General features: G+C 73.5%; 25 protein-coding genes. 8 read left to right on the forward strand and 17 right to left on the reverse strand.

The window, feature by feature from the left end:
- Positions 1–289 precede the first annotated feature (289 nt).
- From ACPFP2_RS17035 to ACPFP2_RS17060, 6 genes are read right to left on the reverse strand one after another with little or no spacing between them, the layout of a single operon-like run.
- A complete protein-coding gene (locus tag ACPFP2_RS17035) occupies positions 290–1624 on the reverse strand; it encodes a glutamate mutase L (protein WP_424090151.1) in 1335 nt (444 codons plus the stop codon).
- On the reverse strand, positions 1621–2013 hold the full coding sequence (locus tag ACPFP2_RS17040) for a hotdog domain-containing protein (protein ID WP_424090152.1): 393 nt from the start codon (positions 2011–2013) through the stop codon (positions 1621–1623). Before ACPFP2_RS17040 ends, ACPFP2_RS17035 begins: the two co-directional genes overlap by 4 nt.
- Positions 2010–2771, reverse strand: a complete 762-nt coding sequence (locus ACPFP2_RS17045) for an OAM dimerization domain-containing protein (RefSeq protein ID WP_424090153.1) — start codon at positions 2769–2771, stop codon at positions 2010–2012. Before ACPFP2_RS17045 ends, ACPFP2_RS17040 begins: the two co-directional genes overlap by 4 nt.
- Positions 2768–4330 carry a lysine 5,6-aminomutase subunit alpha gene (locus tag ACPFP2_RS17050; RefSeq protein ID WP_424090185.1) on the reverse strand — a complete coding sequence of 521 codons (1563 nt, stop codon included), beginning with the start codon at positions 4328–4330 and terminating at the stop codon, positions 2768–2770. Before ACPFP2_RS17050 ends, ACPFP2_RS17045 begins: the two co-directional genes overlap by 4 nt.
- Before the next feature lie 59 nt (positions 4331–4389).
- Positions 4390–5961, reverse strand: coding sequence for an amidohydrolase (locus ACPFP2_RS17055; RefSeq protein ID WP_424090154.1), 1572 nt, complete (start codon positions 5959–5961; stop codon positions 4390–4392).
- A gap of 5 nt (positions 5962–5966) precedes the next feature.
- The gene (locus ACPFP2_RS17060) at positions 5967–7016 is read right to left on the reverse strand and encodes a zinc-binding alcohol dehydrogenase (RefSeq protein ID WP_424090186.1); all 1050 of its coding nucleotides are present in this window, start codon (positions 7014–7016) and stop codon (positions 5967–5969) included.
- 156 nt (positions 7017–7172) lie between these two features.
- On the opposite strand from ACPFP2_RS17060, the gene ACPFP2_RS17065 reads away from it, so the two are divergent.
- Positions 7173–8579 (forward strand): KamA family radical SAM protein, encoded by a 1407-nt coding sequence (locus ACPFP2_RS17065; RefSeq protein ID WP_424090155.1) that lies wholly within the window; start codon positions 7173–7175, stop codon positions 8577–8579.
- Between the two features lie 96 nt (positions 8580–8675).
- On the opposite strand, the gene ACPFP2_RS17070 is transcribed toward ACPFP2_RS17065, so the two are convergent.
- On the reverse strand, positions 8676–8867 hold the full coding sequence (locus tag ACPFP2_RS17070) for a CsbD family protein (protein WP_424090156.1): 192 nt from the start codon (positions 8865–8867) through the stop codon (positions 8676–8678).
- A 580-nt stretch (positions 8868–9447) separates the two neighbouring features.
- A complete protein-coding gene (locus ACPFP2_RS17075; protein ID WP_424090187.1) occupies positions 9448–10182 on the reverse strand; it encodes a VOC family protein in 735 nt (244 codons plus the stop codon).
- Between the two features lie 216 nt (positions 10183–10398).
- On the opposite strand from ACPFP2_RS17075, the gene ACPFP2_RS17080 reads away from it, so the two are divergent.
- Positions 10399–10965 carry a histidine phosphatase family protein gene (locus ACPFP2_RS17080; protein ID WP_424090157.1) on the forward strand — a complete coding sequence of 189 codons (567 nt, stop codon included), beginning with the start codon at positions 10399–10401 and terminating at the stop codon, positions 10963–10965.
- 6 nt (positions 10966–10971) lie between these two features.
- Here the strand turns inward: ACPFP2_RS17080 and ACPFP2_RS17085 are convergent, their stop codons facing one another.
- The 5 genes from ACPFP2_RS17085 to ACPFP2_RS17105 form a co-directional block, all read right to left on the reverse strand.
- On the reverse strand, positions 10972–11451 hold the full coding sequence (locus ACPFP2_RS17085) for an Lrp/AsnC family transcriptional regulator (RefSeq protein WP_424090188.1): 480 nt from the start codon (positions 11449–11451) through the stop codon (positions 10972–10974).
- A 53-nt stretch (positions 11452–11504) separates the two neighbouring features.
- On the reverse strand, positions 11505–11726 hold the full coding sequence (locus ACPFP2_RS17090) for a DUF433 domain-containing protein (protein WP_091296648.1): 222 nt from the start codon (positions 11724–11726) through the stop codon (positions 11505–11507).
- Between the two features lie 9 nt (positions 11727–11735).
- Entirely contained in the window at positions 11736–12878 is a 1143-nt protein-coding gene (locus ACPFP2_RS17095; protein WP_424090158.1) for an acyl-CoA dehydrogenase family protein, read from the reverse strand.
- Positions 12875–13006, reverse strand: a complete 132-nt coding sequence (locus ACPFP2_RS17100) for a hypothetical protein (protein ID WP_424090159.1) — start codon at positions 13004–13006, stop codon at positions 12875–12877. The genes ACPFP2_RS17095 and ACPFP2_RS17100 overlap by 4 nt, the downstream gene beginning before the upstream one ends.
- Before the next feature lie 71 nt (positions 13007–13077).
- Positions 13078–14541 (reverse strand): hypothetical protein, encoded by a 1464-nt coding sequence (locus ACPFP2_RS17105; RefSeq protein ID WP_424090160.1) that lies wholly within the window; start codon positions 14539–14541, stop codon positions 13078–13080.
- Between the two features lie 198 nt (positions 14542–14739).
- Between ACPFP2_RS17105 and ACPFP2_RS17110 the strand changes: the two genes are divergently transcribed.
- Positions 14740–15567, forward strand: a complete 828-nt coding sequence (locus ACPFP2_RS17110; RefSeq protein WP_424090161.1) for a DUF72 domain-containing protein — start codon at positions 14740–14742, stop codon at positions 15565–15567.
- Positions 15568–15658: 91 nt separating this feature from the next.
- Here the strand turns inward: ACPFP2_RS17110 and ACPFP2_RS17115 are convergent, their stop codons facing one another.
- Positions 15659–16345, reverse strand: a complete 687-nt coding sequence (locus tag ACPFP2_RS17115) for a TetR/AcrR family transcriptional regulator (RefSeq protein ID WP_424090162.1) — start codon at positions 16343–16345, stop codon at positions 15659–15661.
- 62 nt (positions 16346–16407) lie between these two features.
- Between ACPFP2_RS17115 and ACPFP2_RS17120 the strand changes: the two genes are divergently transcribed.
- Complete coding sequence (locus ACPFP2_RS17120; protein ID WP_424090163.1) at positions 16408–17214, forward strand: alpha/beta fold hydrolase; 807 nt, start codon at positions 16408–16410, stop codon at positions 17212–17214.
- A 37-nt stretch (positions 17215–17251) separates the two neighbouring features.
- On the opposite strand, the gene ACPFP2_RS17125 is transcribed toward ACPFP2_RS17120, so the two are convergent.
- The gene (locus ACPFP2_RS17125; protein ID WP_424090164.1) at positions 17252–18130 is read right to left on the reverse strand and encodes a winged helix-turn-helix transcriptional regulator; all 879 of its coding nucleotides are present in this window, start codon (positions 18128–18130) and stop codon (positions 17252–17254) included.
- A 61-nt stretch (positions 18131–18191) separates the two neighbouring features.
- Between ACPFP2_RS17125 and ACPFP2_RS17130 the strand changes: the two genes are divergently transcribed.
- Positions 18192–19451, forward strand: a complete 1260-nt coding sequence (locus ACPFP2_RS17130) for an MFS transporter (protein WP_424090165.1) — start codon at positions 18192–18194, stop codon at positions 19449–19451.
- Here the strand turns inward: ACPFP2_RS17130 and ACPFP2_RS17135 are convergent.
- Positions 19399–20526, reverse strand: coding sequence for a DUF4037 domain-containing protein (locus tag ACPFP2_RS17135; protein WP_424090166.1), 1128 nt, complete (start codon positions 20524–20526; stop codon positions 19399–19401). The two genes, ACPFP2_RS17130 and ACPFP2_RS17135, sit on opposite strands and share 53 nt — an antisense overlap.
- A gap of 229 nt (positions 20527–20755) precedes the next feature.
- On the opposite strand from ACPFP2_RS17135, the gene ACPFP2_RS17140 reads away from it, so the two are divergent.
- The 3 genes from ACPFP2_RS17140 to ACPFP2_RS17150 all read left to right on the forward strand — a co-directional run bounded on the left by ACPFP2_RS17140 (position 20756) and on the right by ACPFP2_RS17150 (position 22781).
- On the forward strand, positions 20756–20974 hold the full coding sequence (locus tag ACPFP2_RS17140; RefSeq protein WP_424090167.1) for a hypothetical protein: 219 nt from the start codon (positions 20756–20758) through the stop codon (positions 20972–20974).
- 52 nt (positions 20975–21026) lie between these two features.
- The gene (locus ACPFP2_RS17145; protein WP_424090168.1) at positions 21027–21947 is read left to right on the forward strand and encodes a 5'-3' exonuclease; all 921 of its coding nucleotides are present in this window, start codon (positions 21027–21029) and stop codon (positions 21945–21947) included.
- A 93-nt stretch (positions 21948–22040) separates the two neighbouring features.
- The gene (locus ACPFP2_RS17150) at positions 22041–22781 is read left to right on the forward strand and encodes an SAM-dependent methyltransferase (RefSeq protein WP_424090169.1); all 741 of its coding nucleotides are present in this window, start codon (positions 22041–22043) and stop codon (positions 22779–22781) included.
- Here ACPFP2_RS17150 and ACPFP2_RS17155 read toward each other — a convergent pair.
- Positions 22766–23653, reverse strand: coding sequence for an MHYT domain-containing protein (locus tag ACPFP2_RS17155; RefSeq protein ID WP_424090170.1), 888 nt, complete (start codon positions 23651–23653; stop codon positions 22766–22768). The genes ACPFP2_RS17150 and ACPFP2_RS17155 overlap by 16 nt on opposite strands.
- Positions 23654–23778: the final 125 nt, after the last annotated feature.

Here is a 23778-nt window from a genome sequence, read left to right on the forward strand (position 1 = left end):
TGGCCGTTGTCTACTGGCCGTGCCCCTCACCCTGCCCGTACACCGGTAACCGCGGCCGGTTCGCGCCGCCCCGCCGACCCCCGCCCGCTGGACCTGGCCGCCGCGACTCGCAAGGTCGCTCGGCCAGCGGACGAAGGGACGAAGCGAACAACAGCCGCTTCCCGTAGTAGGACTCAAAGACGGTACGGCGTGGACCCCCGCCGCTGTCAACCCACCCCGGCCTGTCGTGTGTTGCGCCACGGCGTGTCGCGTCGGCGCGTCTCGATACGTGACCCACCGGCACGGCCGGTCACGCCACCAGATGCCGACACAGCAACGCCCGCGCCGCACCCGGATGCTCGGCGGCCAGCAGCCCCCCGGCGGCCAACACGTAGTCCACATCCACCACCGCCCGCGCGGCACGCGGCACCGGCCACCCACCGGCATGGTCGGCGAGCACCGCCGCCACGACCCCGGCCGCGTCGACCGACGGCGCATGCCGCAGCACCCCACCGGAGCCGACCACCAGCCGCACGTCCCGCAGATCCCGGCCCGCGCGTTCCCCCGTCGCCGCGCCCCGCGCATGCCGACGCAACGCCACCGTCGCGGCCAGCGCGGCGATCCGCGCGTCGACCGCCCGGCCCGCGTCGTCACCCGGCAGGAACCCCGGATCCGCCGCCCGCACCGCCGCCTGCCCCGCCAACACGTCCTGCTCCCCCACCGCCAGCAGACGCTCCTCCGCCGCGGCACGCACCACCCCGGGGGCGCTCCACCGCATCCCCAGGTCCCCCTCCACGGTGCGCGCCCGCCACAACGTCCCGGCCACCTCCCGACCCGGACCGCTGTCCCGCTCGTCCGGAGTGAGCACCGAGTACACGTCGGTCGTGGCGCCCCCTACGTCCAGCACCACCAGGTCCCCACCGACGGCGTCGGCGAGCACCTCCACCCCGGTCAGCACCGCGTCCGGCGTCGCCGCCCGCACCAGCCGGGCGAACCGGCCACCCCGCGACAGCTTCTTGCCGCCGATGACGTGACGCAGGAACACCTCCCGGATCGCCGCCCGCGCCGACACCGGCGCCAACACCCCGATACGGGGCAGCACATTGTCCGCCACCGTCACCGGCACCCCCGCCGACACCAGCAGCGCCCGCAACTCGTCGCGCACCTGCACGTTGCCGGCCAGCACCGTCGGCACCCGCCACCGGGCCCGCGCCAGCCGCGTCGCGTTGTGTGTCAACGTCTCGGCGTCCCCACCGTCGGTGCCACCCACCAGCAGCACCACGTCCGGCCGGGCCGCCCGCAACGCCGCCAGGTCGGCTCCGCCCAACCGGCCGGCGGCCACGTGCACCACGTTCGCCCCCGCCGACAACCCGACCCGCCGGCCCGCCTGCGCGGTGACCAGCGGCTCGTAGCCGACCACCGCCAACCGCAGGCCCCCACCGGCCGACGAGCACACGTACCACGGCACGTCGGACACCCCGAGCCCGTCGGTGGCCGCCGCCACCGCCGCGTCCAAACCACGCAGCACGTCCGTGCCCACCGTCGTCGGCGCCGACGCCCCCGCCACCAGGACCCCGCCGTCGAGGTCCACCACCGCCACCTTCGTGTACGTCGACCCGACGTCGGCGCAGACCGCCAGGCTCACGCCGACTCAGGAACGACCACGGTGCCGGTCGCGGTGACCGCCACGACCGCCTCGTCGAGCACCTCCGCCGCCGACTCACCCTTGTCCGGGCGGCCCCGGCACACCACCCGCGCCACGAAGTCGATGGTGCGGCTACGCGTACCCACCCGCGTCACCGTCGCCGTCACCTCCAACACGTCACCGGCCTTCATCGGCGCCCGGAACTGCACATCCGCGTACGACGCGAACAACCCCTCGTCACCGTCGGTGCGGATACACACCTCCGTGGCCACATCACCGAACAACCCCAACGCGTACGCCCCGTCGACCAGATTCCCCGCGTAATGGGCGTGCGAATACGGCACGTACCGCCGGTGCGTCACCGTCAAGCCCAGCCGTGCGTCAGTCATGCTCTCGCCTTCTTGTCCGTGATCAACGCGTGCACCAGGTACGACGCCACCTCACCCGGAGTCGTACCCCGCCCGAAGATGCGATCCACGCCCAGCTCACCGGTCATCGTCTCGTCGAACCGCGGCCCACCCACGATCAGCAACGGCCGCTTCCCCGCCGGCATCGCCTCCCGGAACGCCGCCGACATCTCCCGCGTGTTGTGCAAATGCGCGTCACGCTGCGTCACCACCTGCGACACCAGCACCGCATCGGCCTTCTCCTGCCGGGCCGCCTCCACCAACTCCGGCACGCTCACCTGCGCACCCAGGTTGGTCACCTTCAACTCCCGGTAGTACTCCAGGCCCTTCTCCCCCGCGATGCCCTTGACGTTGAGGATCGCGTCGATGCCCACCGTGTGCGCGTCCGTGCCGATACACGCCCCCACCACCGACAACTTGCGCCGCAGCCGCTGCTTCACCACCGTGTTCACCTCCTTGGCGCTCAGCAGCGGGAAGTCACGCTCCACCACCTGCACCGCCGACAGGTCCACCAGATGGTTCACCCGCCCGTACACCACGAAGAAGGTGAACCCGTCACCCATCTGCTTGGCGTGCACCAACATCGCCGGATCGATGCCCATCTTGTTCGCCAACTGCACCGCCGCGCCCTCGGCCCGCTTGTCGTGCGGCACCGGCAACGTGAACGACACCTGCACCATGCCGTCACCGGTGGTGTCCCCGTACGGCCGGACGATCTTCTTCTCCGCCGCGGCCGTCACGCGCGGTCCCCTTCCAGGATCTCAGTGGCCGGGTTGTAGTAGTCGACGTCGTGGGCAGCCACCCCCGCCAGGCCCTTGCCCCGGTCCGCCGGCCGCTTCATGATCCCGAACGTGCCCTCGGCGATCGCCGTCAACAACGACTGGTCCCCGATACGCTCCAACAGATCCAGCGCCTCACCGAGCACCCGGTTGGCGCGCTGCTGGATGAACCCACCCGGCGCCGGCACGAAGTCCTCGTGCAACCCACCCGCCGCACCCAACACGTACCGCACGTTCTGCAGGGCGATGTCCCGGTCCGACAGCCACGGCGTCACCACCGCCTCCGTCATCATCCCCACCAACAGGATCCCCTGCCCGGTCATCGTCCCCACCAGGTTGAAGAACCCGTCGAGCAGATTGCCCCGGAACACGTCACCGGTCATGTGCTTCGTCGGCGGCATCCACTTCAACGGCGCGTCCGGGAACAACTCCCGCGCCAGCAGCGCATGCGCCAACTCCAACCGGAACGACTCCGGCACATCCGGGTTGATCTCGAACGCGTGCCCCAACCCCAGCTGCCAGTCCGCCAACCCCGCCTCGTGCGCGAAGTACTCGTTGAGCAGCTGCGACACCGTCACCGTATGCGCCTCGTCCACCGCGTCCGCAGTGGTCAGGTAGTTGTCCTCACCGGTGTTGATGATGATCCCCGCCCGCGCGTGCACCTGCCGCGAGAACCGCTGGTCCACGAACGTGCGGATCGGGTTGATGTCGCGGAACAGGATCCCGTACATCGAGTCGTTGAGCATCATGTCCAGACGCTCCAACCCCGCCAGGGTCGCCATCTCCGGCATGCACAGACCCGACGCGTAGTTCGTCAACCGCACGTACCGGCCCAACTCCCGCGACGACTCGTCCAGAGCCGCCCGCATCAGCCGGAAGTTCTCCTGCGTCGCGTACGTCCCGGCGAACCCCTCCCGGGTCGCCCCCTCCGGCACGTAGTCCAGCAGTGACTGACCGGTGGAGCGGATCACCGCGATCACATCCGCCCCCGCCCGCGCCGCCGCCTGCGCCTGCGGAATGTCCTCGTAGATGTCACCAGTGGCCACGATCAGGTAGATCCAGGGCCGCTGCTTCGGATCCCCGTACCGCTTGACCAGCCGGTCCCGCTCGGCCCGCCGCCGGTCGATCTGCCGGATGCCCGCGGTGACCGCCTTGCGAGCAGCCTTCCGCGCCGAGGTGGCCCCCTTGCCGACCGGCAACTGGAACCGCACCGACCCGGCGGCCGCCTTCTGCGCCAGCAACGTCACGTCACCGATCTGCTCCCGCACCAGGGCGTCGAACACCGGCACCGCCACCCCGTGCCCCAACCCGACATCGGCCACCACCGCATCCACCAGCCGGTTCACCCACGGAATGCCGTCCGGATCCGCACCCGTCACCCCGGCCAACCGCAACACCGCCCGCTCCACCGACACCGTCGTGTGGCTACGCGCCAGATCCACCACCGGCTGCCCGGCCCGACGCGCCAACTCCCGCGCCCGCGCCACCAGCACCGGATCCAGATCGAGCTTGCCCGCCACCCCGACCCCGCTCGCCGCCGGCGCCACCCGCGCCCGTGCCGCCTCGATGCCTCGCTCGCTCACGCAGACCCTTCCTCATAGATGACCTCACCGCGCAGCACCGTGCGCCGGCACACCGGCAACGGCGTCGGATCCTGCGGACCCCGCACCTCCGGATCCTCGGCCTGCAACACCGGCAGACCCCGCTCCACCCCCGCCGGCGTCGACCACACCGCGAACGTCGCCGGCGCCCCCAACGCCAACACACCCTCGTTGTCCAGGTGCACCGCCCGCCAACCACCACGGCTGTGCGCGGCGAACGCCGCCCGCACACTCATCCGCTGCACCGGATTGTGATGCGCCGCCGCCGCCCGCACCGAACCCCACGGATCCAACGGCGTCACCGGCGAATCCGACCCGAACGCCAACGCCACCCCGACCGCGTGCATCGCCCCCATCGGGTTCGACTCCAACGACCGGTCCAACCCCAACCGCGACTCGTACATCCGACCCGCGCCACCCCACAACCGGTCGAACGCCGGCTGCATCGACGCCACGACCCCGAACTCCACGAACCCGGCGATCAACCGCTTGCTCATGATCTCCGCATGCTCCACCCGGTGCCGCGCCGCCCGCACCCGATCCGTGCCCAACTCCGCCGCCGCCGCCGCGAAACCCTCCAGCACCGTCGCGATCGCCGCATCACCGATCGCGTGGAACCCGCCCTGCATCCCGTGCGCCGCGCAGTCCACCAGATGAGCACGCACCTGCTCCGCGCTCACATAACCGTGCCCACACGACCCCGACTCCGAATCCAGGTACGCCGACGACACGTGCGCCGTCCGCGACCCCAACGCCCCGTCGGCGAACAGGTCACCCCCGGCCCCCACCGCACCCAACTCCCGGGCCCTCGCCGCCCCCGACAGCTCACCCCAGTACCCGTACACCTCCGGCAGACCCGCCCCGGAAATCCCCAACAGACCCGTGAAGTCCTCCTCGTCGGAGATCTCCGGCCCACCACACTCGTGCACCGCCGCGATCCCCAACGACGCCGCATGCGCCAACGCCACCCGCTGCGCCGCCACCCGCTGCGCCCGCGTCACCGACCCCTGCGCCGCCGCCCGCACCACATGGTGCGCGTCCCGCCGCAACCACCCCGACGCGTCGAACCCCGCCACGCCAGCCGCCTCCGGACACGCCGCCAGCAACGCCCGCGACACCAACGCCGAATGGATCGACGCCTGCGACAGGTACACCCGACGCCCACCGGCCGCCCGACCCACCTCGTCGGCGTCCGGCAGCCGCCCGTCCACCCAGCCCGACTCGTCCCAGCCGTGCCCCAGCACCACCGCGTCCGACGGCAGGCCCGCCGCGAACACCGACACCGCGTCCAACAACTCACCCGCCGACCGCACCGACGACAGATCCAGCCCCGACAGGGCCAGACCGGTATCGGTGGCGTGCACGTGCGCGTCCACGAACGCCGGCGTCACCAGCGCCCCGTCCAACTCCACCACCCGGTCCGCCGCCGGCGCGTCCGCGTCGGCACCCAACCAGGCGATCCGGCCGTCCCGCACCAGCAGCGCCGTCGCGCTCGGCTCCGCGGGACAGTGCAGCACTGCGCCGCGATACAACGTCGAGGGGTTCGTCATGGCACTCAGTCTGCCGCCAACCGGGCCTCGAAGAGCGCACGGACCCCCGGCTCCGACCGCAGCAGACCCAACGCCACCTCGGCGTGCCCCGGCACGTACCCGTTGCCCACCAGCATCGTCACGTCCGCCGCCAGGCCCTCCGCCCCCAAGGCCGCCGCCGCGAAACTCGTCGCCATCGAGAAGAAGATCACCGTGCCGCCGTCCGCCGTGGCCAGCACCGCCCCGTGCTCACAACCCGGCACGTCCACGCAGACCACCGTCACGTCCGCCGGCACCCCCAACGCCGACGTCACCGCCGTCGACAACGCCACCGGATCCCGCGCGTCCGCCAACGCCACCACGTCCGCCAGCCCGGCCGCGCGCAGCGCGTCCCGCTCCGCCTCCACCGGCACCACCCCGACGCTACGACCCGCGCCCGCCCGCCGCGCCGCCGCCAACGACAGCGACCCGCTCTTGCCGGCCCCGCCGATCACGGCCACCGTCACCGGCGTCGCGTCCCCCGCCCGCTGCCGCCGCGCCACGTGCTCGGCGACCACCCGCGCGGTCAACGCCGGCGCCCCGCACACGTCCAGCACCGCCAGCGACAACTCCGGGTGCAGGTCCGCCGGCAGCACCGCGGCGATGGACCGGGCGAACAGGATCGCGTACCCGTCGCACGGCACCTGCTCGCTGCGCCCGTCCCAGCGGGCCAGCCCGTCGAGGATCCGCAGCGGGGTCAGCGTCAGCGACACCAGCGTCGCCACCCGGTCGCCGGCCTTGAGCTGCAGCGGCGAGCGGCGGCCGACCTCCTCCACGGTGCCGATCAGCATGCCGCCCGAACCGGTCACCGGGTTCTGCATCTTGCCCCGGGTGGAGACGATGTCGAGGACCTCGGCGCGCACCTTCTCCCCGTCGCCGCCGTGCTTCTCCGACAACTGCCGGAAGCTCGCCGCGTCCAGATTCAACCGCTCCACCCGGATCCGCACCTCGTTCGGCGCGATCCGCGGGTCGGCGTCCAACCGCCACGCCGCCTGCGGCAGCACCCCCGCCGGTTCCACAACGCGGTGCAGACCCACCGGTGACGTCACGCCGACCTCCCCCTGTCCAGCCGCTCGAAGCCCTGGCCAGGACTCGCGTCGCGGGAAAACTTCCGGCAGACTAATTTCTTCACCGGATATTTTCCAGTAGCCTACGGGCCGCTGATCATCTGCACCACGCACCGAGGAGGGGCCGTGACCCAGACCCAACCGGTTGAGACCATCCCTCAACCCCGTCACGCCCCGGTCGCGGCGCCGACCGCCGGGCAGCCGTACGAATACCGCCGCAGCCCCCTGGTCGAACCCGACTGGACCCGCTTCCCCGGCTGGCGCCACGTCACCCGCGAGCAGTGGGAGAACGCCCAGTGGCAACGCGTCAACTGCGTCAAGAACCTCAAGCAGCTGCGCACCGTGCTCGGTGACCTCGTCGACGAGACCTTCTACGCCGACCTCGAGGCCGACCAGAAGGCCCTGGCCACCATGTCCATGCTGGTGCCGCCGCAGATGCTCAACACCATGGTCCCGTTCGCCCCGATGAGCACCGAGGCGTTCCTCGCCGACCCGGTACGGCGCTACATGATCCCCGTCGCCTCCGACCGGCGCACCGACTGGCCGTCACACCCGTACGCCAGCCGCGACAGCCTGCACGAGCACGACATGTGGGTCGCCGAAGGCCTCACCCACCGCTACCCCACCAAGGTCCTCGCCGAACTGCTCTCCACCTGCCCCCAGTACTGCGGGCACTGCACCCGCATGGACCTGGTCGGCAACTCCACCCCCGCCGTCGACAAGCTCAAGCTCACCCTCAAGCCCGTCGACCGCTACGACGCCCACATCGCCTACCTCAAGGCCCACCCCGGCGTTCGCGACGTCGTGGTCTCCGGCGGCGATGTGGCCAACGTGCCCTGGAAGAACCTCGAGTCGTACCTGATGCGGCTGCTGGAACTGGAGACGGTCCGCGACATCCGGCTCGCCACCAAGGCCCTGATGGGCCTGCCGCAGCACTGGCTCCAGCCCGACGTCGTCGAGGGACTGGAGCGAGTCGCCCGCACCGCCGCCCGCCGCGGCGTCAACCTCGCCATCCACACCCACGTCAACCACGCCCAGTCGATCACCCCACTGGTCGCCCGGGCCGCCCAGACCGCCCTCGACGTCGGCGTACGCGACGTGCGCAACCAGGGCGTGCTCATGCGCGGCGTCAACGCCACCGCCCCCGACCTGCTCGACCTCTGCTTCGCGCTGCAGGGCGAGGCGGGCATCCTGCCGTACTACTTCTACATGTGCGACATGATCCCCAACGCCGAGCACTGGCGGGTCCCGGTCGGGCACGCCCAGCAGCTCCAGCACGACATCATGGGCTACCTGCCCGGCTACGCCACCCCGCGGATCGTCTGCGACGTCCCGTTCGTCGGCAAGCGCTGGGTGCACATGCTCACCGAGTACGACCGCGAGCGCGGCATCTCGTACTGGACCAAGAACTACCGCACCTCGATCGAGTCGGCCGACCTGGAGGCGCTGAACAAGCGCTACGCCTACTACGACCCGATCGACACCCTGCCCGAGTCCGGGCAGGCCTGGTGGGAGGCCCACCGCAACGACTGACCGGCTCGGAGGCCCGCCACCGTCTCCCGGCGGGCCTCCGAGGTACGACGAGCGGCCTCCGGGGCATCCCCGGAGGCCGCTCGGCACGTTCGACGGTCAGCGCATCGCGTCCCGTACGTCCTTGCCGGCCTCCTTGACGTGCTCGCCGGCCTGCCGGGCACGCGCGCCGCTGCGCTCCTGGGCGCCCTCGGCCCGCAACCGCTCGTTGTCGGTCGCGTTGCCGATCCGCTCCTTCGCCACGCCGGTCAGCTCCTGGGCCTTGCTCTTCGCCTTGTCGGTGAAGCTCATGTCGCCTCCTGCCGTTGCTCCGGCGGTCCACGGGGCCGTCCGCCCCGCTGCTGTTGCGTCCCCGACCCGACGGCGCCGAAACCGACGTCTCCCGGTGATGCGTGGCTCTGATGTGCGGCCTCGCACATCGGATAGGGCATCCTAGGATACTAGGGGGAGAATGACCGACCGGCCGGTGCGTCTGCAACAGCTCTGGAGCGGCTCGGGCGGTACGACGAGCGGCGGGTGCGGCAGCGGGACGGGTTCGCCCCGGCGCGCGACCTGGGTGGTCGTGGTGGGTGGCTGCGTGTCGCGGGGCCAAGGGCACCAGGAGACGTCCGGCCCTGGTAGCGGGCGATGCAGGCCCCTGCCGTCGACCGTCGACAGGGCGCGGCCCACTCCCCTGTCCCGCATGCGGCCCTGGACCTCGTGCTTCGACCTCGCTGGGACCGTCACCCCGGACTGACTGCCCGCCAGCGTCACACCCTCTAATGCATCCTAGGACAATAGGTGGCTGGCATCCCGCCGGAGTCCGCGCGGAGGCATCGTGGCGAGGCCCGGCCGGCGGCCGTCGCCGGTGAAGGGTCGGCGAGGCTCCGCGTCAGCCGGGGCTGAGCACGCAGAACTCGTTGCCCTCCGGGTCGGCGAGGCACCTCCACGACACATCGCCCTGGCCGACGTCGATGCCGGTGGCACCGAGAGCCTCCAGCCGGGCCACCTCCGCCGCCTGGTCGTCACCGGGATACGGCTTCAGGTCGAGATGCACGCGGGTCCACACGGTCTTCGCGGGCGTACGACGGAACTCCAGATACGGCCCGACCCCCTTGGCCGAACGCAGCACCGCGTGATCATCGGTCACCTCGTGCAGGGTCCAGTCCGTCGCCTCGCCCCAGAACCGGGCCATCGCCCGGGGATCGGCGCAGTCGACCACCACCGCGGCGATCGGCCCGGTGTCCCGGTAGATCTCCCGAGGCTCCAACACGCAGAACACGTTGCCCTCCGGGTCGGCCAGAACCGTCCACGGGACATCGCCCTGGCCCACCTCCGCAGGCGTCGCACCGAGTTCCTGCAGGCGCGCGACCAACTCCGCCTGATGGGCCGCCGAGGTGGTGGCGAGATCGAGGTGCGCACGGTACCTCACCGTTTCCGGGTCCGGGACGATGACGACATCGACGCAGACGGCGACGGGGTCCGGCCAGGTAAAGCCCACGGGTTCGACGTTGGTCACACCGGGTTCCTCGCTGGAGACACCCCAGCCGAGCGCCTCCGCCCAGAACCGTCCGAGGGCCGAGTCGTCCCGAGCCTTGAAGTTCGCCTGAGCCAGACGCAGCGCCATGCCGCGCACCCTATATCCAATGGATCAAGTGTGCTGTGCCCTCCAGTGAGCCATGCGCCGCTCCCGGCCAGAGGACGGCGACCGTGACCGGCTCCGCTCCGGCGCTCCACGTTGGCCAACCATCGACCGACCGAGCAACGGCTGAGGCTCACGGCCGGTTTCCGTTCCGCAATGTTCCTCGACCCTCGAGTCGCCCGGGACTGGTTGACTGGGGGCATGAGCGAGATCCTTCTGGTCCGGCACGGTGAGACCACCTGGAGCGCCAGCCACCGGCACACCTCGTACACCGACCTGGAGCTGACCCCCGACGGCGAGCGGCAGGCCCGCGCGCTCGGCGCGGTGCTCGTCGGCCGACGCTTCGCCCGGGTGCTGGCCAGCCCTCGCAAGCGGGCGCTGCGCACCGCGCAACTCGCCGGCCTCACTGTGGACCGGACCGACGACGACCTGGTCGAGTGGAACTACGGCCAGTACGAGGGCCGCACCACCGCCGACATCCACGACGACCACCCGCACTGGAACATCTGGACCGACGGCTGCCCCGGTGGAGAGTCCCCCGAGCAGGTCGGCGAGCGGGTCGACCGGCTGCTCACCCGGATCACGCCCCTGCTGGAGCGGGGCAGCGTCGCGCTGGTCGGGCACGCGCACTGCCTGCGGGTCGTCGGGGCCCGCTGGATCGGCCTGCCGGCGTCGGCCGGCGGGAAGCTTCGCCTCGACACCGCCACCGTGAGCGTGCTCGGCCACGAGCACGGGCGGCGGGTGATCCTGCGCTGGAACGGGCGCTGAGCGGCCTCAGCCGCCGTCGCGGGGACGCCGGGCCGACTCCCCCAGCGTGATCTTCGGCGGGCGCGCCTCGTACGGGGTGGATAGCACCACCGTGGTGCGGGTGGTGACGTTCGCCGCCGTACGGATCTCCTGCAGCACCCGCTCCAGGTCCACCGGGCCGGCCACCCGCACCAGCAGCAGGTAGAAGTCCTCCCCCGCCACCGAGTAGCAGGAGTCGATCTCCGGCAGGTGGGCCAGCCGCTCGGGGGCGTCGTCCGGCTGGGAGGGGTCGAACGGGCGGATCGCCACGAACGCGGTCAGCGGCAGGTCCAGCGCCTCGAAGGAGACCTTCGCGGCGTACCCGTGGATCACCCCGCGCTGCTCCAGCCGGCGGACCCGCTGGTGCACCGCGGACACCGACAGCCCCACCTTCTCGGCCAGATCGGTGTACGACAGCCGGCCGTCAGCGGTCAGCGCGGCGACGATGGCCCGGTCGATCTCCTCCACGGCGTGCAACCTACCCGGTGCCACGCTCCCATGGTGGACTCCCCCGCCGTCGGTCACGCTCCGCGTGCCGTCCGGTCGCGCACCGCGTCCGCCGCGAAGTGCAGCACCTCCGTCATGTCCTCCTCGTCGAGGAAGGGCAGATCGGTGAGGATGTCGGTGACGGACATGCCGTCGGCCATCATCGCCAGGATGGTGGCGACCGGGACCCGGGACTGCCGCACGCAGGGCGCGCCGCCCATCACCTCGGGGTCGACGGTGATCCGTGGGAAGGCCATCGGGCCAGGTTAGCCCTTGGCCAGCGCGCGGGAGATGACCAGCCGCTGGATCTGGTTGGTGCCCTCGACGATCTGGAGCACCTTCGCCTCCCGCATGTACCGCTCGACCGGGTGGTCGGCGACGTATCCGGCGCCGCCGAGCACCTGCACCGCGTCGGTGGTCACCCGCATCGCCATGTCGGTGGCGAAGAGCTTCGCCTTCGCCGCCTCGATCGAGTACGGCCGGCCGGCGTCGCGCAACCGGGCCGCGGAGAGCATCAACGCCCGGGCCGCGGAGATCGCGGTGGCGTGGTCGGCGAGGTTGAAGCCGAGGCCCTGGAAGTCGATGATCGGGCGGCCGAACTGCTGCCGCTCCTTGGCGTAGCCGACGGCGTAGTCCAGCGCCGCCTGGGCCAGCCCGACCGCGCAGGCGGCGATGCCGAGGCGGCCGGAGTCCAGCGCCGACATGGCGATGGTGAAGCCCACCCCCTCGCCGCCGATCAGCCGGTCGGCCGGCACCCGGGCACCGTCGAAGGCGATCTGCGCCACCGGGGAGGCGTGCAGGCCCATGGTGCGCTCCGCGGCCTGTGGCAGGATGCCGGGGGTGGCGCGGTCGGCGAGCAGGCAGGAGATGCCCTTCGGGCCGGGCCCGCCGGTGCGGCAGAAGATGTTGTAGAAGTCGGCGACCCGGGCGTGGGTGATCCACGCCTTGGTGCCGGTGACCACGTAGGCGTCGCCGTCGCGGACGGCCTTCGTGGTCAGCGACGCGGCGTCCGAGCCGCCCTGGGGCTCGGAGAGGCAGTACGCGCCGAGCAGCTCGCCGCCGATCATGTCGGGCAGCAGCTTGCGCTGGGCGTCGGTGCCGAACTGCGCCACCGGGTAGCAGGAGAGGGTGTGCACGCTGACCGCCTCGGCCACCGCGAGCCAGCGGCTGGCCAGGATCTCCAGCACCTGGAGGTAGACCTCGTACGGCTGGGCCGCGCCGCCGTGCTCCTCGGCGTACGGCAGGCCGAGCAGGCCGGCCCGACCGAGGGTGCGCAGCACCTCGCGGGGGAACTCGGCGCGCTCCTCGAAGCCGGCCGCCTTTGGGGCCAGCTCACGGTCGGCGAGTTCGGTGGCGAGGTCGAGCAGGTCGTGGGCCTCGTCGGTGGGGAGGATCCGGTCGACAGTCATGGCGCGATGAGCTCCGTCGGGGTGGTGGTGAGCCGCTGCCCGCGAGCCGTGGTGCGGCCGGCGGGGTCCTCGGTGCGGGTGCCGTGCCGGGCCGTCAGGTCGATGACGGTCGGCGCGTCGGTTCCCACCCCGCCAGCTTAACGGTCGTTCGGGAGCGGACCCACCCCGGATCGCCCCGCCGGAGGCGGACCCGGGCGGGTCAGGCGCGGGCGCCGCCGAGGCCCAGCAGCACCGCCAGGCCCAGGGCGCTGCGCGGGGCGTACGGCACCCGCCACAGGCCGCCGTGCGCGGCGGCGTACGCCTCGTCCTGCCACGGGTGCGCCAGCGCCGGCCCCCCGCCGGTACGCAGGTCGTGCACCAGCACCGCGGCCATCAGGGTGTTGCTGGTCGCCGGCTCGAAGATCTCGATGCCGAACCGGTGGGCGCCGGCGTACGCGGCGGCGAGGGCCCGGTTGCGCACCACCGACCGGGTCCGGGTCGGCGGGGCCACCGTGAACGACACGGTCGACCCGCCGTCGCGGGCCACCGTGGCCCGCCAGCGCTGCAACCGCTTGGCGAGGGCGTAGTTCGGGCCCTGCTGCGGCACCAGGCTGTCGTTGATCCCCGGGTCGGCGTCCGGCGGGTAGTTGCGGTGCAGCAGCCGGCCGCCGGAGAGCACCCGCAACGCCCGCCGCGCGGGCCCGCGCGCCGCGTACGCCCGGTCGGCGTGCCGCACCGCGTCGGCGGGCACGGCGAAGACGTCGGTGGGGGTGGCGAGGAACGCCAGGGCCACGTCCTCGCGGTGCCGTTGCAGGTGACCGGTGAGCGCGTCGACGGCCGTGGCGACCCGCACGTTGGTCGCCCCGTCGGCGTACACGTAGTTGCCGAGCACCAGCCGGCCCTCGGTCCCGCGCAGCCAGTCGGCGACCTGCGGGAGGCGGTGCAGCAGGTCCGCGCCCGCGGCGGCGGCCAGGGCGGCGTCGCCGTCGTTGGCGGCGCCGGGCCGCACCGGCAGCAGGAGCCGGCCGCCGTGCCGGCGGGTGGTCTGCAGCACCCGCCGCCAGATCTCCGGCCGGGGCAGGTCGACCGCGACCACGTCGGCGCCCCAGCGCAGCAGGGACGGCAGCGGGCCCATCTCCGCGCCCGCGCCGAGCACCACGACCCGCTGGTCGCTCAGGTCGAGCCAGTCCGGGTGGGTGTGCACGGCGCGGACCGCCTCGGCGCAGGTCGGCTCCACCACCCCGGCGTCGACCCAGGCGTCGAGTTGACGGAGCAGCTCGTCGCCGCGCAGCCGCCGGCCCCGGTACGGCAGCGACAGCTCCCGCTCGACCGGGCCCTCGCCGGTGACGGCCACGGTCTCCAACTGCTCGTGCCCCTCGGTGTGGAACACCTCGTCCAGGCCGGTCTCCCGGCCGTCGTCGCCGAGGACCCTCATCCGGGCGTGCAGTGCGGCGAGGCCGTCGCGGGCGATGGTGAGCGCGGCCTCGCGGGAGGGCAGCCCCGCCTCGACGAGCCGGCGGAAGTGGCCGAGGTAGCCGTGCCGCCAGTTCGTCTCGTGCTCGGCCGAGCGCGCGCCGACCGGGTCCACGGCGCGCAGCGCGTCGGCGACGACCGCCCGGCCGAGCGCGCTCGTGCTGCGTCCCTCCCCGGTACGGGGGAAGACCACCCCGCGCGGACCCTCCACGGCCACCGCCTTTCACCGTGCGGTCGCAGGAGTGCGACCGCGGGTGCCACTCTGCCGCATGCCGCGACGACCCGCATCGCGGACCGGCGCCTCCCCCGCGACGGTCGCGGCCGGATACCGTCTGCGGCAGCCCGGGTGAGGCCGGGCGCGGGCGAGCGGTGGGAGGCCGGACTCATGCGTCTGCACGTGGGATGCGCGATGTGGACCCACAAGGCCTGGCAGGGCCGGCTGCTGGCCCACCCGCTGCCGGCGCACGAGCGGCTGCGCCACTACGCCGCCTGGTGCACCGCCGTCGAGGGGAACACGACGTTCTACGCCACCCCGGCGCGGCAGACCGTGGCGTCGTGGGCGGAGCAGACCGGTCCCGGCTTCCGGTTCGTGCTCAAGCTGCCCAGGGTCGTCACGCACGAGCGCCGGCTCACCGACGTCGACGAGGCGCTGGGCGTCTTCCTCGACGCGATCGAGCCACTCGGCCCCCGCGCCGACGCCCTCTGGATCCAGCTGCCGGGATCGTTCGCCCCCGCCGACGTCCCCGTCCTCGCCCGGTTCCTGCGCCGGCTGCCCACCACCCACCGGTACGCCGTCGAGGTCCGCCACCCCGCGTTCTTCGACGACCCCCGCGCGACGCGGCTGCTCGAAGGGGTGCTCGTCGACGCGGACGCGGAGTGGATCCCGTTCGACACCACGGCGTTCTTCGGCAACCGGCCGACCAGCGACGCCGAGCGCGACGCCTGGATGAAGAAGCCGCGGCTGCCACGGCGGTCGGTCGCGCTGACCGACCGCCCGGTCGTGCGCTACCTCGGTCGGGACGACGCCGCGCGGACGGTCGAGGGCTGGCAGCACTGGGTCGACGTCGTCGCCGGGTGGCTGCGCGAGGGCCGCTCGCCGACCATGTTCGTGCACACCCCCGACAACGCCGACGCGCCGGTGCTGGCCCGCCGGTTCCACGACGAGGTGCGGGCCCGGCTACCGGAGCTGGCGGCGCTGCCGGAGCCGCTGCCGGTCGAGCCGGCGACCCTGTTCTGACCGTCGACCCCCTGCCGTCGCGGCCAGCGGCTCATCGCGCCCGCCACTTCCCGGGTCGGCGGCGATCCCGTCACGTCCGTCACGACCCCGGTCAGGCTTGCCAGGTGGGCGTGAGCAGGCCGCGCAGCAGGCTGCGCTGGGCGCGCTCGAAGAGGTCGATCGCCGGGGGCGCGGCCGGCGCCTGGGCGAGCGCCGCCGCCAGGTGCGGGTACCGGGTGACGTCGAGGCCGGCGAAGGTGAACGCCTCTCCGCCCGTCCGCTGACGGGCGAACAGGATGGAGATGCCGTTCATCGTCGCCACCGCCTCGAACTTCGCCATCACCGACGCCGGGACCGGCTCCATGACGCGCAGGCAGGCGTCGAAGAACGCCAGCGCCTCCGGGCCGATGGCCGACGGGCGTCGGCTCAGCTCGGCCAGCCAGGGGTGGCGCTCGTGCACCGCCCGCTGGGCATGGGCCATCCGCACCATGCCGTCCAGCCAGTCGCCGTCCGGCTCCGGATAGGGGCGCAGTTCGGTCGCCACCCGGTCGGCCATCAGATCGAGCAGGTCGTCGCGGGAGGACAGGTACCGGTAGAGGGAGGCCGCGCCGGTGTCGAGTCGTTTGGCGACCGCCCGCATCGACACCGCGGCCAGCCCGTCGGAGTCGGCGATGGCGATCGCCGCCGCCACGATGTCGTCCCGGCTGTGCGCCGGCGCCGGCCCCCGGGCTCCCCGTACCGGCCGCCGGAAGACCGACTCCCGCTGGGTGTGGCCGGGTCGGGGGGCTGCGTCGCTCACCGGATCAATGTAATCTGCAAACGTCGTTCGCAGTTTTCTGGACACGGGAGGGCGGACCAGCCGTGGAACGAGTGACGGCGCCGGACGGCGCGACGATCGTGCTGCACTCCAGCGGCACCGGCCCGGGCGTCGTCCTGGTGCACGGTGGCGGTGTCACGATCGAGGTCTACCGGAGGCTGGCCGCCGCGCTGGCGGAGCGGCACACGGTGCACCTGTACAACCGGCGGGGTAGGGCCGACGCGCCGGCACGCCGCGAGCCGTACACCGTGGAGCAGGAGATCGAGGATCTCGGCGCCGTGCTCGCACACACCGGGGCCTGTGCCGTCGTGGGCCACAGCTCCGGCGGATTCATCGCCCTGCGGGCCGCGCTGCGCCTGCCGATCGACCGGCTCGCGCTCTACGACCCGGCCGTCTCCGTCGACGGCGGCATGACCGGCGCCTTCATCCCGGCGGCCCGGGCCGCGCTGCGGGCCGGCGACACCGCCCGCGCCCTGGCGATCGTGGGCGCCGCCGGCAATCCCCAGTCACCGGCGGCACGACTGCCACTCGGCGCGCAGACCGCGATCACCCGGCTGTTCCTGCGCAGCCGCGTCGGGCGGGAGATGGGCGCGCTGCTCGACATGACTCTCGACGAGACCGCCCAGGTCGCGGCCCACGACGGGCCGCCCGAGCAGTACGCCGGCGTCACCGCCGAGGTGCTGTTCGCGTACGGGCAGGCCGGGCCGCCGCACTACCCGCGGCTCGCGGCGGCCCTGGCACCCGTCCTGCCCCGGATGCAGGTGCTTGCGGTGCCCCGCTGCGGCCACGACGGCATCAACCGGGCACCGGCCCGACTGGTCGAGCCCCTGGTCGCCTTCCTGAGCCGCTGACCACCCGGTCGACCCGACACCGCCTCGCTGACCCGGTTCAGGTGACCCGGGACCGGACGAGGTCGAGCATCTCGTCGACCGCGCCGGCCGGATCGGTGACCGGGAACTGCACCGCGCGGACCACCGCGTCCGGGTCGACGAGCAGGGTGAGCCGCTTGAGGCGTTCCACGCCGCCGGCCCGGAAGGTGGGCAGCAGCAGCCCGGCGGCGAGCCGCCCGTCCTGGTCGGACAGCAGCGGGTACGGCAGCCGGGCGTGGGCGGCGAACGCGGCGAGCTGGTCCGGGCGCTGGGTGCTGACGCCGCGTACCTCCGCGCCGGCGGCCCGGAACCGGTCGTGGCGCTCGGTGTACGTACGTGCTTCGAGGGTGCAGCCGACGGCGCCGGGGATCTCCCCCCAGCCGGGCGGCAGCGCCTGAGCGTCGGGGGCGAACGCGCCGGGGAAGAGGTAGAGCACGGTCCACCGGCCGGGCACGGCCGGCGCCTGCTCGCCGCCGTCGTGCCGGGTGAGGGTGACCGCCGGCAGCCGATGGCCGACGAGCTGGTGCACGCGGCGGGCCTCGGGCGAGTCGGCGGCAGCGGTCGCGGTGAGCGCGCCGTCGCCCATCACGTGCCGGGTGCCCCAGTCCTGCAGGGCGACCAGCACGGGCAGCAGCGCCTCGCCCTTGCCGGTGAGCAGGTAGTCGTAGCGCGGCGGGTGCCGGGAGTACGCCTCACGGCGCAGCACCCCGTGCGCGACGAGGGCGCCGAGCCGCTCGGTCAGGGCCCGGCGACTCACCCCGAGCGCGCGCTGGAGTGCGTCGAAGCGGGTGGTGCCGCCGGCGACGTCGCGGACGATCAGGAACGTCCACCAGTCCTCGAGCACGCCGAGGGCCTGGGCGATGCCGCAGTCGGCGTCGGACAGGTCGGCGCGCTTCACCTCATGGACTATAGTCCGTTCCAGAATGGAACTCACCGGTTCGGGGACGGGGGTCGACGGCATGACCGTCAGGCAGGGGGCCGGGGTGTTCTGGCGCTGGTGGGCCGCCGGCACGACCAGCCAGGTCGGGTCGGCGGTCGGCGCGGTGGCGCTGCCGCTGACGGCGCTGACCGTGCTGGACGCGACGGCCTTCGAGATGGGGCTCGTCGCCGCCGCGAGTTACGTGGCATGGCTGGTGATCGGGCTGCCCGCCGGGGTGATCGTGCAACGGCTGCCGCTGCGCGGGGCCCAGGTCGGCGCCGACCTGGCCCGGGCGGCGGCGGTCGCCTCCATCCCGCTGGCCTGGTGGGCGGGCCGGCTGACCGTGGCGCAGCTCGTCGTGGTGGCCCTGGTGGTCAGCTTCGCCAACGTGCTGTTCGACGTCGCGAACTCCACCTTCCTGCCGGCCATCGTGGGCCGCGACCAACTGCACTCGCGCAACAGCCTCACCTCCGCCACGCACGCCGTCACCCAACTGAGCGGCCCGTCGCTGGGCGGCCTCGCCGTGCAGGTGCTCGGCGCGGTGCCCACGATGCTGGTCGACGCGGCCGGCTACCTCGTCTCCGCGGCGCTGCTGCGCTCGCTGCCCGCCCGCCGCTCCGACGCCCCCGACCGGTGGCCCCCGGTACGGCAGATGATCGTCGAGGGCTGGCGGTACGTCACCCGACACCGGATCATGGGCCCCACCATGTGGGCCGCCACCGCGGTGAACTTCGTCTGCGGCGCGCAGTTGGCGGTCTACCCGCTCTACCTGGTGCGCGAGCTGCACGCCCCGGCGGCCCTGGTCGGCGTCCTGCTCGCCGTCGAGGGCGTCGGATCGCTGGTCGGCGCCGCGCTGACCCCGTGGATCACCGGCCGGTGGGGCAGCGCCCGGTCGGTCCTGGTCGGCTGCGGCGTCGCGGTGCTCGGCGCCGCAGCCGTCCCGCTCGGCGTGGGCTGGCCGGCGTACCTGGCGTTCGCCGCCGGGAACGTGGTCTTCGCCGGTGGCGTGGTGGTGCTCAGTGTCACCACCCGGACGTACCGGCAGACCGCGAGCCCGCCGGAACTGCTCTCCCGGGTCATGGCCACGGTCCGCTTCGTCTCCTGGGGCGCCATCCCGGTCGGCGGGCTGGTCGCCGGCACGCTGGCCGGGCTGGTCGGCGCGCGGACCACCCTCGCGTTGTTCGCCGGGGCCACGGTGCTCGCGCCACTGGTCCTGGTCCGCTCCCCCGTCCGGCGGCTGCGTGACCTCACCGACCGGGACGCGGACGAGTCGGTCCGGCGGGCGACGCCGGTGGGCTGAGCGCCGTCGTGGGCAGCACGGCCACCGCCACCCGGCGGGCCCGGTCCGGGTGGGTGAGCACGTCCACGCTGTGGACGTACTGGTCGACCGCGCCCACCGGTGGGCGCGCCCGCAACACCGGGTCGGTGATCCCGGCGCGCAGCGCGGCGGCGAACCGGCCGGCGTCGAGCACCAGGAACGGCCGGTCGTGGAAGGGCCGCACCCGGGGGTCGACCGGCGCGGCCAGCCCGGTGTCGTTGGTCCAGCCCGCGACGGTCTCCAGGGCCCGGGCCAGTCCCGCCTGCCGGTCGGGCCAGCCGCCGGGGCCGAGGGCGGCCGACAGCGCCGCGACCAGCGGCGCCGCGCCGGGCAGCCGGGCGAACAGGGTGCCCAGCCACTTGTCGTACGGGGGCCAGCGGCGGTGCAGCAGCAGCCCGAGGCGCATCAGGTCGTGGGCGACGCCGGCGACCACCACCCGGCTGCCCAGCTCGTCGCCGACCTCGGCGCACCGCCCGGGCAGGTGCTCGGCCTGACCGACCCGGGTCCAGGCGGCGGCCAGCACGTGCCGCCAGACGTCGTCCGGGTACCAGGCGAGCCGGGCCCGGGTGAGGGTGAGCGCCCCGGCCAGTCCGTCGTGGAAGACCGCGCCGCCGGTCAGCTCGGCCAGCCGCTGGGTCGGCACCGACAGCCAGTCGTCGACGTCGAGCCCGACGGCCGGGTCGACGCCGAGCCGGGCACGCAGCCAACCCGACAGCTCGTGCACGCTCACCCCGTGCCGGTCGCCGTCCGGGTCCACGACGCCGAGGCGGACGTCGGGGCCGCCGGCGAACCGGGTGGGCCAGCCGAGGAACCCGTCCGGAAGCTCGTGCAGCACGGCGCGCACCGGCCCGACCTCGTCCGGGTCGGCGACGAAGAGCTGCACGCGCGGCCCCCAGTCGTGGTCGGTGGAGCGCGGGGTGTCCAGGCCGAGCAGCTCCGACCCGCCGTCGAGCAGCCCCGCGGCGTACCGCAGACGCGGCAGGCGGCGGGCCAACAGCGGGGCGACGACCTCGTCGTGGAAGCGGCGGCTCAGGGTCAGTCCGGGCAGGAACGCCATGCCGGTCAGTCTTCCCGGGCGACCGGACCGGCGACACCCCGTTCCACGGGTCCGCGGTGCCGGGTACGCGGGCCGGATCGCTCGCGGCAGGTCCGGCTCCACCAGCTCACCGCCGACCGGCTCGGCGAATTCCCCGCCACCCTGCCGCTGCGCTGGTGACCCGGTTGTCGGCCCACCGACCGGCGGGCGCGGATAGCCTGGTCGCAGAGGGCGACGAGAGGCGGACGCGGTGGCACAGGACCGGGCGGCGGCACGCCGGCGACGGCTGCTCTGGGCGGGCATCCTCGCCGTGGCGGGGCTGGCGCTGCTCCTGCTCGGACTGACCGTCGCCGACGGCGCGCTGGCCTGGCTGGAGGTGGTGCTGGCGATCGCGCTGCTGGTGACCAGCTACGCGGTGCAGCGCGTCGCCCGCCGCGAGGCGCTCTACACCGACCACGAGCGCCGCTGACCGCGGCACCGGGTCCCCCACGTCGTCACCGGGCTGTGCCAGGCTGTCCGGCGTGGCACACCGACCTCCGATCCTGCTGATCGACGCTCCGAGTCTGTACTTCCGGGCCTACTTCGGCATTCCCGAGTCGGCGGCGCGGGCCGAGGACGGGCAGCCGGTCAACGCCGTACGCGGCTTCCTCGACATGCTCGCCCAACTGGTCCGCACCCGCCGGCCCGACCGGATGGTCTGCGCGCTGGACCACGACTGGCGGCCGGCGTGGCGGGTGGAACTGCTGCCGTCGTACAAGGCGCACCGGGTCGCGCCGGAGGGCGGCGAGGAGGTGCCGGACACCCTGTCGCCCCAGGTGCCGGTCATCCTGGAGGTGCTCGACGCGATCGGCATCCGCGCGATCGGCGCCACCGGCTACGAGGCAGACGACGTGCTCGGCACCCTCTCGGTGACCCAGCCCGCCCCGGTCGAGGTGGTCTCCGGCGACCGGGACCTGTTCCAACTCGTCGACGACGCCCGCCCGGTGCGGCTGCTCTACATCGGCCGGGGGGTGGCGAAGCTGGAGGACTGCGACGACGCGGCGGTGCGTGCCCGCTACGGCGTCCCCGCCGACCGGTACGCCGACTTCGCCGCCCTGCGCGGCGACCCGAGCGACGGGCTGCCCGGCGTGCCCGGGGTGGGCGAGAAGACGGCCGCCCGGCTCATCGAGCGCTACGGCGGCCTCGACGGCATCCTCGCCGCGCTCGACGAGCCGGGCTCCGGCTTCGCCCCGGGGCTGCGCACCCGGCTCGACGCCGCCCGGGACTACCTGGCCGTCGCGCCGAAGGTGGTGCGGGTCGCCACCGACGTGCCCCTGCCGGAGCTGGCCACCGCGCTACCGACGGCCCCGGTGGACCCGGACCGGCTGCTCGCGCTGGCGCAGCGGTGGAACCTGGCCGGCTCCTGCCGGCGGCTGGTCGACGCCCTCGCCGACCGTGGCTGAGCCCGGCGGGCCGCGCCGTGGTGCGGGGTCGAACGAACAGGATGGCGCGGCCTCGCGGGCGGCGATCCGCGCGAGCGGGTCAGGCCCGGCGCGATGACGACCGACTGGCAGGCGTGGCACCGCGACTACACCGACGAGGAATCGGCACTCTCCCGCCGGCTGCGGCTGGTCCGCCAGGAGATCGGGCGGTGGCTCGACGAGCGTCCGGGCGAGGCCCTGACGGTGGTGAGCGCCTGCGCCGGGCAGGGCCACGACCTGATCGGGGTGCTGGCCGGACGGGACGACGCGGTCCGCGTGCGGGCCACCCTGCTGGAGTACGACCCCGGCAACGTCGCCGCCGCCCGCGCGGCCGCCGCCGGCCTGCCCGACGTGACGGTGCTGCGGGCGGACGCCGGCAGGCTCGCCTCCTACGTCGGCGCCGTCCCCGCCGACCTGGTGCTCATGGTCGGGGTCTTCGGCAACATCTCCGACTCCGACGTACGTCGAACCGTGCACGCCCTTCCCCAGCTCTGCGCGCCCGACGCCACCGTGGTCTGGACGCGCAGCCGCAGCGCGCCCGACCGCACCCCGGCGCTCCGGCGGTGGTTGCGGGAGGCCGGCTTCCAGGAGCAGGCCTTCCACGCCCCGCACGACGTGCTCTTCTCCGTCGGGGTCCACCGGCTGACCGGGTCACCGCGCGAACTGGACCCGACCGGCGAGCTGTTCCGCTTCCTGCGTCAGCCCCCACCACTGAAGGCCGATCATGAAGTTGGCGGCGGTCAGCCTGTGGTCCACCGCCGCCAACTTCATGATCGACCGTTGGTTGTCCGGGCGAGGGGTCAGCGCGGCGGCTGACGGCGGGACGGGAACGGGGTGCCGGGCTGGCCCAGGGTCGACCGGGCGCGCAGCCCGACCGGGTCCGCGGCCGGCTGCGGCGCGGCGGCCGGCGCCGGCGGCTCCGCGCTCTGCCGCGCGGCCAGGTACGCCACCGCGGCGCGGTCGTCCTCGGTGGGCGCGGCGAGCAGCGCGTAGACGAGCCCGACGATCACCAGGAGGACCGCCAGGACGATCGGGACCAGCAGAGTGCTGACACCCGCGCCCGCGACGTCGCCGCGCCGGTCGTGCAGGTGCACCGACAGAGCGCTCATGCCGGTGAAGTGCATGCCGTTGACGGCGACGCCCATCAGCAGCGCGGAGGCGGCGATGGCGAACCCCCGGCGGACGGTCATGGCCAGCCAGAGCGCCACGGTGGCGGCGACGACGGCGACGAGCACGGAGAGCGCGACCCGGGTGGAGTCGTAGCTGAGATCTCCGTTGAGCCGCATCGCGGCCATGCCGGTGTAGTGCATCGCGGCGACACCCGACCCGGTGAAGACACCACCGATGACCAGCCGGACGGCGTTGAGCCGGCCGGTGCCGACGATGAACAGGCCGATCCCGACCGCGGCCACCGCGATGACGGTGCTGGCCGCGGTGAGCGGCACGTCGTACCGGATGCGGGTGCCCTCCACGGCGAAGCCGAGCATCGCCATGAAGTGCATCGCCCAGATGGCGGTGCCGCCGATCGCCCAGGCGGCGAGCAATCCCCACCAGGCTCGCTGCCCCCCGGTGGACGCGGTGCGGATCCGGCCGGCGCAGACCAGCCCGAGGGCCGAGCCCAGCACGGACAGCGCGTAGCTCAACGCGGGTGTGATCCACCCGTACTCAAAGTGATTGATCTCCGCCACGGCGGCCTGTCCCCCCAGTCATTACCGGCGCGTAACAACTAGCGCCGGAGCAATGATCACGGGTGCCTCCAACAGCCGCAACAGCACCCCCCGGGCACTTCGGGGGGTGCTGTTGCAGTGACAGC

The organism is Micromonospora citrea, assembly GCF_049629545.1.
Taxonomy (GTDB): Bacteria; Actinomycetota; Actinomycetes; order Mycobacteriales; family Micromonosporaceae; genus Micromonospora; species Micromonospora citrea_A.

Bases quoted from the DNA above. Each gene is read 5' to 3' on its own strand.
- ACPFP2_RS17040 (WP_424090152.1), bottom strand. From the start codon at position 2,013: ATGACTGACGCACGGCTGGGCTTGACGGTGACGCACCGGCGGTACGTG.
- ACPFP2_RS17090 (WP_091296648.1), bottom strand. From the start codon at position 11,726: ATGGCCTTCCCACGGATCACCGTCGACCCCGAGGTGATGGGCGGCGCG.
- ACPFP2_RS17070 (WP_424090156.1), bottom strand. From the start codon at position 8,867: ATGAGCTTCACCGACAAGGCGAAGAGCAAGGCCCAGGAGCTGACCGGC.
- ACPFP2_RS17095 (WP_424090158.1), bottom strand. From the start codon at position 12,878: ATGACTGTCGACCGGATCCTCCCCACCGACGAGGCCCACGACCTGCTC.
- ACPFP2_RS17080 (WP_424090157.1), top strand. From the start codon at position 10,399: ATGAGCGAGATCCTTCTGGTCCGGCACGGTGAGACCACCTGGAGCGCC.
- ACPFP2_RS17135 (WP_424090166.1), bottom strand. From the start codon at position 20,526: ATGGCGTTCCTGCCCGGACTGACCCTGAGCCGCCGCTTCCACGACGAG.
- ACPFP2_RS17150 (WP_424090169.1), top strand. From the start codon at position 22,041: ATGACGACCGACTGGCAGGCGTGGCACCGCGACTACACCGACGAGGAA.
- ACPFP2_RS17110 (WP_424090161.1), top strand. From the start codon at position 14,740: ATGTGGACCCACAAGGCCTGGCAGGGCCGGCTGCTGGCCCACCCGCTG.
- ACPFP2_RS17130 (WP_424090165.1), top strand. From the start codon at position 18,192: ATGACCGTCAGGCAGGGGGCCGGGGTGTTCTGGCGCTGGTGGGCCGCC.
- ACPFP2_RS17075 (WP_424090187.1), bottom strand. From the start codon at position 10,182: ATGGCGCTGCGTCTGGCTCAGGCGAACTTCAAGGCTCGGGACGACTCG.
- ACPFP2_RS17055 (WP_424090154.1), bottom strand. From the start codon at position 5,961: ATGACGAACCCCTCGACGTTGTATCGCGGCGCAGTGCTGCACTGTCCC.